At 65.4% G+C, this 12,205-nt stretch carries 16 protein-coding genes; 9 read left to right on the forward strand and 7 right to left on the reverse strand.

Annotated features, from left to right (window positions below; genetic code table 11):
• The first annotated feature begins 91 nt into the window (after positions 1-91).
• Positions 92-847: a DUF5518 domain-containing protein gene (locus C481_RS18430; protein WP_006110839.1), complete on the forward strand. Its 756-nt coding sequence runs from the start codon at positions 92-94 to the stop codon at positions 845-847.
• Positions 848-862: 15 nt separating this feature from the next.
• On the opposite strand, the gene C481_RS18435 is transcribed toward C481_RS18430, so the two are convergent.
• Positions 863-2,173, reverse strand: coding sequence for an ABC transporter permease (locus C481_RS18435; RefSeq protein WP_006110840.1), 1,311 nt, complete (start codon positions 2,171-2,173; stop codon positions 863-865).
• Entirely contained in the window at positions 2,173-2,943 is a 771-nt protein-coding gene (locus C481_RS18440) for an ABC transporter ATP-binding protein (protein ID WP_006110841.1), read from the reverse strand. The genes C481_RS18435 and C481_RS18440 overlap by 1 nt, the downstream gene beginning before the upstream one ends.
• A gap of 127 nt (positions 2,944-3,070) precedes the next feature.
• Here C481_RS18440 and C481_RS18445 point away from each other — a divergent pair, with 127 nt between their 5' ends.
• Positions 3,071-3,826, forward strand: coding sequence for a S24/S26 family peptidase (locus tag C481_RS18445; RefSeq protein ID WP_006110842.1), 756 nt, complete (start codon positions 3,071-3,073; stop codon positions 3,824-3,826).
• An 88-nt stretch (positions 3,827-3,914) separates the two neighbouring features.
• Positions 3,915-4,649 carry a ribose-5-phosphate isomerase RpiA gene (gene rpiA / locus C481_RS18450; protein WP_006110843.1) on the forward strand — a complete coding sequence of 245 codons (735 nt, stop codon included), beginning with the start codon at positions 3,915-3,917 and terminating at the stop codon, positions 4,647-4,649.
• A 7-nt stretch (positions 4,650-4,656) separates the two neighbouring features.
• Here rpiA and C481_RS18455 read toward each other — a convergent pair whose 3' ends face one another.
• Entirely contained in the window at positions 4,657-5,082 is a 426-nt protein-coding gene (locus tag C481_RS18455) for a hypothetical protein (protein WP_006110844.1), read from the reverse strand.
• A 155-nt stretch (positions 5,083-5,237) separates the two neighbouring features.
• On the reverse strand, positions 5,238-5,654 hold the full coding sequence (locus C481_RS18460; RefSeq protein WP_006110845.1) for a hypothetical protein: 417 nt from the start codon (positions 5,652-5,654) through the stop codon (positions 5,238-5,240).
• Positions 5,655-5,793: 139 nt separating this feature from the next.
• Between C481_RS18460 and fni the strand changes: the two genes are divergently transcribed.
• Positions 5,794-6,855 (forward strand): type 2 isopentenyl-diphosphate Delta-isomerase, encoded by a 1,062-nt coding sequence (gene fni, locus C481_RS18465; RefSeq protein WP_006110846.1) that lies wholly within the window; start codon positions 5,794-5,796, stop codon positions 6,853-6,855.
• Positions 6,856-7,015: 160 nt separating this feature from the next.
• On the opposite strand, the gene C481_RS18470 is transcribed toward fni, so the two are convergent.
• Positions 7,016-7,183, reverse strand: a complete 168-nt coding sequence (locus C481_RS18470) for a DUF1931 family protein (protein WP_006110847.1) — start codon at positions 7,181-7,183, stop codon at positions 7,016-7,018.
• Positions 7,184-7,441: 258 nt separating this feature from the next.
• Here C481_RS18470 and larB point away from each other — a divergent pair, with 258 nt between their 5' ends.
• The 3 genes from larB to C481_RS18480 all read left to right on the forward strand — a co-directional run bounded on the left by larB (position 7,442) and on the right by C481_RS18480 (position 8,882).
• Positions 7,442-8,200 (forward strand): nickel pincer cofactor biosynthesis protein LarB, encoded by a 759-nt coding sequence (gene larB / locus C481_RS18475; RefSeq protein ID WP_006110848.1) that lies wholly within the window; start codon positions 7,442-7,444, stop codon positions 8,198-8,200.
• 118 nt (positions 8,201-8,318) lie between these two features.
• Positions 8,319-8,477 (forward strand): DUF7563 family protein, encoded by a 159-nt coding sequence (locus C481_RS23340; protein WP_006110849.1) that lies wholly within the window; start codon positions 8,319-8,321, stop codon positions 8,475-8,477.
• Positions 8,478-8,570: 93 nt separating this feature from the next.
• Positions 8,571-8,882: a GIY-YIG nuclease family protein gene (locus tag C481_RS18480; RefSeq protein WP_193787845.1), complete on the forward strand. Its 312-nt coding sequence runs from the start codon at positions 8,571-8,573 to the stop codon at positions 8,880-8,882.
• A gap of 1 nt (position 8,883) precedes the next feature.
• On the opposite strand, the gene C481_RS18485 is transcribed toward C481_RS18480, so the two are convergent.
• Entirely contained in the window at positions 8,884-9,483 is a 600-nt protein-coding gene (locus C481_RS18485) for an NADPH-dependent FMN reductase (protein WP_049904778.1), read from the reverse strand.
• A 135-nt stretch (positions 9,484-9,618) separates the two neighbouring features.
• Here C481_RS18485 and C481_RS18490 point away from each other — a divergent pair, with 135 nt between their 5' ends.
• Positions 9,619-11,061: a phosphohexomutase domain-containing protein gene (locus C481_RS18490; RefSeq protein ID WP_006110852.1), complete on the forward strand. Its 1,443-nt coding sequence runs from the start codon at positions 9,619-9,621 to the stop codon at positions 11,059-11,061.
• A gap of 94 nt (positions 11,062-11,155) precedes the next feature.
• The gene (locus tag C481_RS18495) at positions 11,156-11,533 is read left to right on the forward strand and encodes a hypothetical protein (RefSeq protein WP_006110853.1); all 378 of its coding nucleotides are present in this window, start codon (positions 11,156-11,158) and stop codon (positions 11,531-11,533) included.
• A gap of 113 nt (positions 11,534-11,646) precedes the next feature.
• Here C481_RS18495 and cysE read toward each other — a convergent pair whose 3' ends face one another.
• On the reverse strand, positions 11,647-12,159 hold the full coding sequence (gene cysE, locus C481_RS18500) for a serine O-acetyltransferase (protein WP_006110854.1): 513 nt from the start codon (positions 12,157-12,159) through the stop codon (positions 11,647-11,649).
• Positions 12,160-12,205: the final 46 nt, after the last annotated feature.

Genomic DNA, 12,205 nt, shown 5'->3' on the forward strand with positions numbered 1-12,205 from the left:
AAGGACCTGTCCCGATTCGGAACGGTTCCGCTCGGCGGTATCGACCCTTTCGACCACCGACATTTTTCTCGTTTCACGTCGTCCGTCCGGTATGGTTAGTGGTCGAACCGTCATCCACGCGCTCATCGGTGCCGTTGCCGCCGTCATCTTCTCGTTCATCCCCTTTTCGACTATTCTCGGGGGTGTGATCGCCGGGTTCCTCGAGGGGCCGGACAGTCGAGACGGGGCGATTGCCGGTGCGTTCGCGGGTGCCATCACGTTCGTTCCGTTCGCCGGGATCGCCCTCTTCGTCCTGGGATTTATCGGACTCGGAATCGGCGCTGCCGTCCCGGCCGAAGGCTTCGCGATCGTGTTTCTCGCGTTCGCGATGATCTCGATGGTCGCCCTGCTCTATACGGTCGGCCTCTCGCTGCTCGGCGGGATGCTCGGTTCGTATCTTGCACGCGAATATCCCGAGAAACGAGCGAGCACCCACCGGACGATCGGCACGGACCGTCGTGGTCGCCGACACCGCGATCGACATTCGCGCCGCTCGGCGGACACTCGCACCCGTTCCGACTCACGGCACGCAGCCGATTCCTCGCTATCCCGTCCCGACGATGCCGACGGCGGCGAGTTCACCCGCGCCCGACCCCGCGATCGATCCCGGTCTCGGTCCGAAGAGCCGCGCGAGCGCCGCTCGGACGCGGAGCGAACGCGAACGCGCGATCGGTCCGAATCGGGTGTGCGCTGGCACGAATCCCGCGACGAACAGTCGGAGCGGAAGTCAGAAGCAGATCCGGATTCCGATTCCGATTCGGAATCGACCTCAGGTGCGGTCGATGACCGTGATGCCGAACGCAAGTGACCGTTCGATGGCGGCTCACTCGTAGCGAAGCGCGTCGATCGGATCGGTTCGCGCCGCCCGCCAGGCCGGATAGAGCCCCGAGAGAACGCCGACGAGGATGCCGACGGCGATCGCGAGGGCGACGTAGCCGTAGGGGTAGACCAGCGGAATGTCGATGTACCAGGTTCCGGCGTACCCGACGAGGAGTCCGAGGGCGGTTCCGAGTATCGCGCCGATGATACCGAGCACGACGGCTTCCGTCAGGAACAGCCCCAGTACGTCTCGGTTCTGTGCGCCGACGGCTTTCATGATCCCGATTTCGCGCGTCCGTTCGGTGACGCTGACCAACATGATATTCGCGATGCCGATCGAACCGACGACGAGCGAGATGGCGGCGATGCCGACGATGAAGCTCTGGAGCAGGTCGAGTACGTCCTGTAATTGCTGCAGTAACTCGGTGCTCGTCTGCATTGTCACCGCGAGTTCGTCGCCGAGCAGTTCGCTCGTATCGGAATCTTCGCTCTCGAGGTACGCGAGTGCGCTTTCGCGGGCGCGGTCGACGTCGGCGTCGTCGGCCGATTCGGCCTGGACGACGATCGCGAGGAAGAGCGCGTCCTCGCCGACGACGGTGCCGTTTCCGGCGCTCGAACCGTTCTCCGAGGCGTTCTCGCCGCCGACCCCTCCCGTCGCGCTCTCGACCTCCTCGGTGTAGTAGGGATCGGTCGGCACGTAGACTCGCGGCGACGGTTCGAACCCCTCGAACGGGCTCAAGCCCTCGGAGGTCTCGGTGATGCCGACGACGGTGACGGTCGTCTGCTGGCCGCCCTGTAACGCGATCGTCAACTCGTCGCCGACGGAGACGTTTTCCTCGAACTGGCCCGCGACGGCGGGGTTGATCACCGCTTCGCGCTCGCCCATCTCGAACTGCCGCCCCTCCTCCAGCGTGTCCGGTCTAATGTATGGCGGCCCGGCGGCCACGAGCGCGTCGCTCTGGGGCGAGAGTTCACCCCCGTACACCAGCGCCTGCGTCGAGATCGGCATGTAGCCGTAGGCGGCGTCGACGCCGTCGCGCTCGCTGACCGCGTCGAGGTCGTCCTGACTGAACACCGGCTGGGCCCCGGCGAGCGGCCCGCCCTCGGTGTCGGGATCGGCGGCCCAGCCGTAGAGGTTCCGCTGATCGTCCGGGCTGATATCGCCGACGAGTCCGGCCTGCAGGCTCGCCCCGAGCGTGACGAACGCGATGACCGCCGCGATCCCGATGACGATTCCGAGCGTCGTCAGCGCCGACCGGAGCCGGTGACTGCGAATCGCCCGCCAGGCGAGTCGACCGAACTCGAGCGGGCGCATCAGCGATCGGCTCCGGACGCCGCTCCCGTCCCGTCGACGCCGTCCCGTCGGTTCTGGGTCGCGTTCGACTCGCGGCCGGCGTCCTCGAGTTCTTCGACGCGCTCGATCCGTCCGTCTAACAGGTGGACGATCCGCTCGGCGCGCTCGGCGACGTGGCGCTCGTGGGTGACAACGAGCATCGTCGTTCCCGCGTCGTAGAACTCGTCGAAGAGGTCGAGTACGTCGGATTCCGTGTCGGTATCCAGGTTTCCGGAGGGTTCGTCGGCCAGGACGATCGTGGGGTCGTTCACCAGCGCGCGGGCGAGGGCGACGCGCTGGCGCTGGCCGCCGGAGAGTTCGTTCGGCATGTGGTCGGTTCGGTCGCTGAGGCCCACGCGTTCTAGCAACTCACGCGCGCGATCGCGGCGTGTGCTACGGCCGACGCTCTGGAAGAGTTGGGGGAGCGCGACGTTTTCGAGGGCGGACAGGCGCGGCATCAGGTTGAACGTCTGGAAGACGAAGCCGACGGTGGTGCCGCGGAGGGTCGTTCGCTCGCGGTCGTCGAGCGTCGTCACGTCCTCGCCGCCGACGACGACGGTGCCGTCGGTCGGCGTGTCGAGACAGCCGACGAGGTTCATCAGGGTCGATTTCCCGGAGCCGCTCGGTCCCATGATCGCGGTGTATGTCCCTTGCGGAATCTCGAGCGTGACGCCGTCGAGTGCGTGAACCGGTTCGCCCAGGTGGTAGGTCTTCCGGACGTTCTGAAGGCTGACTGCGGTCCCCGTCGCCATGGGCGTTCGACGACAGGAGCGATGAAAAAGCTTCGCCGCTCCGTGGCGTTCGTCGCCGCCTGTGACCGGGAAAACCGATCTAATAGCAACAAAACGTTGATAGTCAGTCTTGGCAGAATGCGAACGAATGAGCGATCGCCGCCCCGAGGACCCTCCTGCGACCGATTCGGATACTTCGAGCGTCAGTATCGAGGACGATGGTCTGCTCCGCTGGTTGCTGCGGTCGGAGGAGGGTGCCGTTGTCGTCGTCCGGGATGTCGCGAGTACCGTTACAATCGTCGCGCTGATCGGACTGGTGTTGTTCGCCGCAAGCGGCGTCTGGCCGCCGCTAGTCGCCGTCGAGAGCGGGAGTATGGAACCCAACATACACACCGGGGATCTCGTTTTCGTCGTCGACGACGACCGATTCGCTGGCGAAAACGCTGTCGATGGAACTGGCGTCGTCACACTTGAAGACGGGCAAAACGGCGGGGGTAAGCACTTCGGTCGGCCCGGCGACGTCATCGTCTTCGCCCCCGACGGCGACGCGAGCGAGACGCCGGTAATCCACCGCGCTCGCTTCTGGGTCGAAGCGGGCGAAAACTGGGTCGAGACGAAAGCCGACGCGGACGCGCTCGCCGGGAGAACGTGCGCCGACCTGTCTTCCTGTCCCGCTCCCCACGACGGGTTCGTGACGAAGGGTGACGCGAACGACCTGTACGATCAGGTCGACGGACGGTACGCCGAGACGACCGTCGTCAAATCGGACTGGATCTCCAGCAAGGCCGGGTTTCGGATTCCCCGGCTCGGCCAGGTTCGACTCGCGTTCGATTCCCTGCTTGCCGTTGCGCCCCCTCAGCCGCTCTCCGGACCGATCTCGTCGGCGATACTACCGTGGCCGTAACGACCGCGAACCACAGTGGCTCACGCCGGACGCTTGACGCGAGATGTACAACGTTTTTCCCCTCTCCGCCCGCCTGAGAAACCAGAGCATGAAGACGGAGGGCGGCAGCGAGACGGCGAAACGAAACGCGGGCGAACGGGCGGCCGAGGAGGTGACGGACGGTTTCGTCGTCGGTCTCGGCACCGGCTCGACGGCCGCCTACGCCATCGAAGCCATCGGCCGGGCCGTCGACGACGGCCTCGACGTGCGCGGCATCCCCACCTCGTTTCAGTCCCGGCAACTGGCACTCGAGGTCGGCATTCCGTTGACCAGCCTCGACGCCGTCGACGGCGTCGACCTCGCGATCGATGGAGCGGATCAGGTCCGCGATAACCCCTCTCCGAACGCGGAGACGGACGCGAACGCAACCGCCGACAACGGCACGCTCATCAAAGGTGGCGGCGGCGCACACGCCCGCGAGAAACTCGTCGCCGCCGCCGCCGACCGATACCTCGTCGTCGCCGACCCCTCGAAACTCATCCCCGAACTCGATCGATCCGTTCCAGTCGAAATCCTCCCCGCCGCTCACACGACCGTCGCCGAGCGCGTCCGTGAACTCGGCGGCGAGCCGACGCTTCGCGACGCCGAACACAAGGACGGCCCGGTCGTCACCGACAACGGCAACCTGGTACTCGACGTCGCCTTCGGCCCGATCGAATCGCCGGCCGAACTCGCGACGACGCTCGCTGGGATTCCCGGCGTCGTCGAACACGGACTGTTCATCGAGCTAGCCGATGCGACCTACGTTGGCACTGACGACGGCGTCGAGAAGCGGACCTACTGAACGCGCGTTAGTCGTCTCCCGACGCGTTCTCTTCCGGCGTCGGCGTCGCCACTCGTCTCGCACCCAGCGCCGCGACGAGATAGCACGCCCCCAGCACCCGGGTCAGCGGAACGACCCACGAGTTCACCTCGAGTTCGGCGGCGTTCTCGTAGGAAATCGCGAGCCCGAACTCGAGGGCTGATCGCGGGAACAGGGCCATCGCCGCGCCGAGCGCGGCGGCCAGCGGGCGAGCGATTGCCGGCGGGCCCTCCGCACGCGCGGCGAGCCAGACGAAGAGGGTCCCTTCGAGTCGAGCGATCGGTACTGTCCACCGTCGAAGCCGGCCCGTCTCGGGATTCTCGAACGCGAGGCGTTCGGCCGAAGCGATGATCCGGTTCGGTGCGACGACCTCGAGCAGTCCGAGTGTGATCGCGAACGCCCGGGTTCGGTTCATACGCGTCTCTCGACGACGGAAGCTAAAAAGATCACGCGAGTTCGAGGGTTGACGCGGTGGTGGGGAACTCGAAACGGCGGGGGTAGCTGGTAGTTGGTGGTTGCTGGTTGGTGCTTGATAGGTAGCGGTTGGTAGTAGTGATCAGTGGTTGATCGTTACGCGCCCGTGCCGTCTGTCGGCGACGAATCACCGCTTGCAGGGCGCGAAAGGGCAACGACGAGCAAGTAGAGCGCACCCAACAGTCGCGCCGCGCGAACCACCCACGGTTTCAACTCGAGTTCGGCCGTATTCTCGTCGACCAGCGACTGACTGAGTTCGATGATCGGGCGCGGGAGCACGACGAGGATCGTGCCGGCCAGGCCCAGCAGCGCGGTGATGACGGTTGATCCGTCCCGTTCGCGGAGAAGCGTCCAGACGAAGACCAGTCCTTCGAGTCTGGCACCCCGGAGCGCCTGCGGACGGCGCTCGGTTGCGGATGGATTCTCGAGACCGATCCGCTCGCACGCGTCGATGATCGGTCGTGGCTTGGCGAGTTCGGCGAACCCGAAGCCGAGCAGCAGTTTGCGCAGCACGTACGCGGGCTACATCGACCAGCCACAAAAACGCGGCTCCGGCCCTCGCTGGGGACCGGCCGCCCGTGACTCGTGCGGCGTGCGCTCGAATGGACACCTTTTCAACACCGTCCTCCCACCTTCCGGTGGAGACGATTCGATGCCCGAGACATCCGACAGGAAAGACGACCACATCCGTATCATCGAGGAAGAAGACGTCGAGACGGCCGGCACGGGATTCGCCGACGTTGACCTCGTCCACGAAGCACTGCCGGAGATCCACCGCGACGAAATCGACACGACGACGACGCTGTTCGGGCACGAGTTAGCGGCCCCGATCGTCATCGAGAGCATGACCGGCGGCCACGCGAACACGACGAAACTCAACCGGGCGCTCGCCGAAGCGGCCCAGGAGACGAACGTCGCCATGGGCGTCGGCAGCCAGCGCGCCGGACTCGAACTCGACGACGAGGGCGTTCTCGAATCCTACACCGTGGTTCGCGAGGTCGCCCCCGACGCCCTCCTGTACGGCAACGTCGGGGCGGCACAGCTGCTCGAGTACGACGTCGCCGACGTCGAGGCGGCCGTCGAGATGATCGACGCCGACGCGATGGCCGTCCACCTGAACTTCCTTCAGGAGGCCGTCCAGCCGGAAGGCGACGTCGACGCACGCGGCTGTCTCGCCGAAATCGAACGCGTCGCGAGCGAACTCTCGGTGCCGGTCGTCGTCAAGGAGACGGGCAACGGTATCTCGCGGGCGACTGCAACGCGACTCGCTGACGCCGGCGTCGACGCCATCGACGTTGCCGGGCAGGGCGGGACGACGTGGTCCGGCATCGAATCTTACCGTGCGGCTGCAGTCGGTGCCTCCCGACAGGAACAGGTCGGCCAACTCTTTCGCGCGTGGGGCGTTCCGACCGCGGTCAGCACGATCGAGTCCGCGACAGTCCACGACCGCGTGATCACAAGCGGCGGCGTTCGCTCCGGGCTTGACATCGCCAAGGCGATCGCCCTCGGCGCTCACGCCGCCGGGCTCGCAAAACCGTTCCTCGGGCCGGCAGGACGGGGAACCGACGCCGTCGTCGATCTGATCGAGACGCTCACACTCGAACTGACCACGGCGATGTTCGTCACCGGCTCGGCGTCGATCGCTGAACTCCGGGAGACCGACTACGTCGTCTGCGGCCGGACGAAGGAGTACCTCGACGAACGGTCCCGGTAACGAGGCTGCTGTCTCTCCTGTTTTGGTTCCCGAACGCTGCTACTGTTCCTATTATTGCTACTGCTACGGTCGCTCTTGTGCTTCTGTCAACCGCCTCCGTTCAACCCAGAGCTATCGCTTGTCGACGTAGCGCTCGAAAAAAATTGTTTGGACGGTACCCTTACAGGTCGCGCGGCTGGACCGTCTTCCGGTCGTTGGCCTCTGCGCGTCGGGCAGCGTCGTCGAGCAGTTCGTCGACTTCCTCGTCGAGTGCGTCGTAGAAGTCGGAGGCGACGTTCTTGTCATCGAGCGCTTCCTTCACAGCAGCTTTGACGATAAGGTCTGCCATACGATGTAGCGGTTCCTTCTTCCATATTATAAATGCTTTGGTTGTTCACGGAAATACCGGGGCTGGAGCGGTTGCGACGGCCGTTTCGACACCCGTATCCACCGGAAAGTATATGACTTATGAATCTACGAACTGGGATTCGTCCCGCTCGAGTTCACGATTCCCGCTCGCGCGCGCCGCTGGGCGCTCTCGCGCGCACTTTCGAAATCCCATCTCGCAGGTCGACGGATTCGAGTAGCGTGGCGACCCAGTAGCGATATGCGCGAACTCCTCGAAGCCGTCGCAGACGGCTCGATTTCGCCGGCAGCGGCGGAAGCCGAACTCAACGGCTACGTGACCAGCGAAGCGGGGCGTTTCGACGCGGCGCGCCAGCAACGGCGGGGGATCCCCGAAGCGATCTTCGCCGAGGGCAAATCCGCGGCACAGGTCGTCGCACTCGCCGAAACCGCGCTCGAGACGACCGGACGAGCGCTGCTCACCCGCGTCGACGACGAGCAGGCGACGGCGCTTCGGACGGCGCTTGCCGATAGCGACCCCGAGGCGGCCATCGAGCGCCGACATTCGACCGTCCGCGTGCTCGCCCCGACGTACGAACCACCCGAACTCGATGCGACCGTCGGAATCGTCACTGGCGGGACGGTCGACGAACCGGTGGCTGACGAGGCAGAAGTCGTCTGTTTGGACGCGGGCGCGACGGTCGATAGAGTCGACGATATCGGCGTGGCGTCGCTCGCCCGGACGCTCGATCAGGTCGATCGCTTCCGTGCGGCTGACGTGCTGATCGTCGCTGCCGGACGCGAGGGAGCGCTCCCGACCGTCGTTGCCGGACTCGTCGATACGCCGGTTATCGCCGTTCCGGTCGATAGCGGGTACGGCTACGGCGGTGATGGAGGCGCGGCCCTCGCCGGCATGCTCCAGTCCTGTACGGTTCTGTCCGTCGTCAACATCGACGCTGGATTCGTCGCTGGTGCCCAGGCGGTTTTGATTTCACGCGCGATTGATCGCGCTCGTCGCTAATATTGTTCCCGAGTAGGAAAATCATTCTCGGCTGTTCCAAACTCTTGGACCTGATCTAGGAAGGATTTTTATCCACTCTACGAATAGTACTACCTACCGGCGTTCGCCGGTGTGACCAATGCCCACGTGTGATCACTGCGATGCGCACGTTTCCGAACGGTTCGCTCGCGTGTTCGCCGACGAGCACGGAGAGATCCTCGCGTGCACTAGCTGTTCAGCTAACGCGGGAATCGCCGAAGCCGCGCGCGAACGTGCGAATCGACCCTCCCACGACTGACGCGATCCGCTGAGAACCGCCCGTCCCGACCGACGAGTTCGTCTTCGGACGAGTTCGAGTTCCTTTTTGGATCTCCCGCCGTACGGTCGATCGATGTCGGATCGCGATTCCCGAGGTGACTCTGCAGTCGGACCCGATCCTCGTCCAGCCAGCGGCAGTCACATCGTCTACGTCCTCGAATGCGCGGACAGCTCGCTGTACACCGGCTACACGACGGACCTCGAACGGCGCATCGACGAACACAATGCGGGCGACGGCGCGAAGTATACTCGCGGCCGTACGCCCGTCGAACTACGCCATCACGAGCGGTATGAAACGCGTTCTTCGGCCCTGTCTCGCGAGTACGAAATCAAGCAACTTTCGCGCGCACAGAAAGAACGACTCGTCGGACTCGACGGCGAGTGATTCAGCCGTCCGTCTCCGTACGCGGGGAACTCACGTCCGGGTCGATGAACGCGTACTCGACGAGCATTCGGCCGAGTTTCTCGACGCGTTCCTGTAACGTCTCCTCGTCGAATACCCGTCCGTCGATCGCATCGGGGCCCGTGCCGTCGACGAACCGACTCGAAGCGTTGCGGATGCCGACCTGATGGGGCAATACCCACCCGTGAACTCCTCGAACGGTGATTCGGAGGTGATCGAGCGTCGAGCCGTAACTCCCGCCGCCGGCGGTCGCGAGCAGTCCGACGGTCGTGTCCTCGTACTCGTCCCAGCCGCAGTAGTCGTGAAAGTTCTTCAACGCCCCCGAGTACGAACCGTGATACACCGGCGTTCCGAGCGCGACGGCATCGGCTTCCCGCATGAGTGCGGTGACCTCGCGACTATCGCCTTGATCGCCGATATCGGGATCGTACAGCGGGAGATCGGTCTCACGAAGATCGAGGAGCGTCGTCTCGGCACCCGCCTCGGCGGCGGCTCGAAGGACGTACTGGAGTGCGGTTCGGGTGTAGCTTCTCTCGCGGAGGCTGCCGCTGACTGCGAGAACTGACGGTGTGGGGCGGCTCATACGTTCGTCTTGGAGCGGCATCCGGAAAATATCGTTGTTACTCGTCGGTTTTGCCCATTGCTCGTCTCACGGCCCGCGATCTCTCGGGAAAGTCAGCAGCGTCGCTTTTTTCGCACCCGACGGTGAGGAACGCGTATGGACACGGACGCCATCACCTTCGGCACCGACGGCTGGCGGGCGACGCTCGAGGAGTTCACGACGCCGCGCGTCCGAACCGTCGGCCAGGCGGTTGCGACGTATCTCACCGACGAGGGTCGGACCGCCCCCGTCGCGATCGGCTACGACGCTCGCGAGAGTTCTCGCGGCTTCGCGGAAGAACTCGCGCGGGTCCTCTGTGCGAACGGATTCGACGTCCTGTTGCCCGAGCGGGACCGGCCGACGCCGCTCGTCGCACACGCGATCGTCGAGCGCGATCTTGCGGGCGGGTTCGCCGTCACGGCGTCGCACAATCCGCCGGAGTACAACGGCGTGAAGTTCATTCCACACACCGGCGCGCCGGCGCTACCCGCCGTCACGGACGCAATCGCGGATCGACTCGCGGAACCCCGCTCGCTGCCAGAAAGCGATCACGGCACCGTCCGCGAGGTCGACCTCGCAACACCCCACGCCGATGCCGCGTTCGAACTCGTCTCGTCGATCACCCGCGGCGGCGACAGCAACGGCGACGACGAGGACGCGGACGACCTCGATCTTTCCGATACCGATCTGACCGTCGCTTACGACGCCATGCACGGCAGCGGCCGCGGGACGACGGACGCCGCGCTCGAACGGGCCGGTCTCACCGTCGACCGCCTGCGCTGCGAGCGCGACCCCACCTTCGGCGGCGGCGCACCCGAACCGGCCGCCGAGAACCTCGCCGAACTGATCGAACTCGTCACCGATCCCGACAGCGCTCCCGAACTCGGCCTGGCGAACGACGGCGACGCGGACCGGCTCGCCGTCGTCACACCGGACCGGGGCTACCTCGACGAAAACCTCTTTTTCGCCGCGCTGTACGACTACCTACTCGAATCCGACGCGGGCTCGGCCGTCCGCTCGGTCTCGACGACGTACCTGATCGACCGCGTCGCCGAGGCCCACGGGGAACCCGTCCACGAGGTCCCCGTCGGCTTCAAGTGGGTCGCCCAGGCGATGGCCGACCACGACGCCCTCGTCGGCGGCGAGGAATCGGGCGGTTTCACCGTCCGCGGCCACGTCCGCGAGAAGGACGGCGTCCTCACGGCCCTGCTCGCAGCCGCGATGCACGCCGCCGAGCCGATCGACGACCGAGTCGACCGACTGCTCGCCGAACACGGCACCGTCGTCCAGGACAAGACCAGCGTCGCCTGCCCCGACGACGAGAAAGCGCGCGTGCTCTCCGACCTCGAAACCGAGATTCCGGACACCGTCGCCGAAACACCCGTCGCGGACGTCAACACCGCAGACGGATTCAAACTCCTGCTCGAAGACGGCTCCTGGTTGCTCGTCCGTCCGAGCGGCACGGAGCCCGTGCTGCGAGTCTACGCCGAGGCCGAAACGGATGACCGAGTGCAGACCCTGCTCGTGGCCGGCACGGAACTCGTCGAGCCGCTCGTCTAACGCCCCGCGGTCGGTGACCCGATCGATCGACACGCCGGCTGGTTGCGAGTTCCGGGCCTGCACTTACCGGCTTCCTTACCGATAGCATACGCATATGCCCCACCAAAACGAGGACGCGGCCTACACCGAACTCACACCCGACACCTGGCACCAGAACGACGAGGGCAACTACTACATCGACTGTCCGGAATGCGGCTCGGCGGCCACGCTGATGAACGTCGTCCAACACGGCCGCTGTAACGGCTACCTCGACCAACGGGAAGGCGAAACTGAACTCGACGAAGAGGACATGGGCTGTACGGCGAAGCTCTGGTTCGAACTGGGGTACGTTTCCGATCCGGACTCCGATTCCGACCCCACCGCCGACGCCGCAACTGACGAGCCGACATCCGAACTCGACGTGGAATCCGACGACGGCGTCCCGGCCGAGGGCGAACCCGCAGGCACCGACGGAGCCGTCGACGACGAGTAACGGCCGCTCGACCGCTTTTTGATTCCGCAGTGGTGGTCTCCATCGCCGTCGCTCCGCCGTCGCAGTCGACCGCTCTCCCCCTCCACCCTCTCCCGTCGCCCGTCGTCTCTCTCTCAGTCGTCGATGCGCCGTGCGGGAACCCCCGCAACCGTCACATCGGGCTCAACGTCGTCGGTAACGACCGACCCAGCGCCGACGGCCGCGTTTTCTCCGATCGTAATGTCGCCGAGAAGCGTCGCTCGTGCGCCGATTTTCACCCCGTCTTCGACCGTTGGATGGCGCTTGACGCGCTCGTTCGTGTCTCCACCGAGGGTGACGCCGTGGTACATATGTACGTCGTCGCCGATCTCGGCCGTTTCGCCGATAACGACGCCCATCCCGTGATCGATCGTTACCCGTCGGCCGATCGTCGCCGCGGGGTGGATCTCGACACCCGTCAGGTGTCGCACGATATGGGATAGCAACCGGGCGAGGAGTCGAAACCCACCGTTCCAGAGCCGGTGTGTGATCCTGTAGCCCCAGATGGCGTGCACACCGGGGTAGGTGAGTGCGACCTCGAAACACCGGCGAGCGGCCGGATCGCGGTCACACATCGCCCGCGTGTCCTCACGAAGCCGGTCGAACATCTGCCTCCGTTTTCGCGTTCAGCGCAACCGCCTGCTCGGCGCGACG

This window comes from Natrialba asiatica DSM 12278 (genome assembly GCF_000337555.1).
GTDB lineage: Archaea > Halobacteriota > Halobacteria > Halobacteriales > Natrialbaceae > Natrialba > Natrialba asiatica.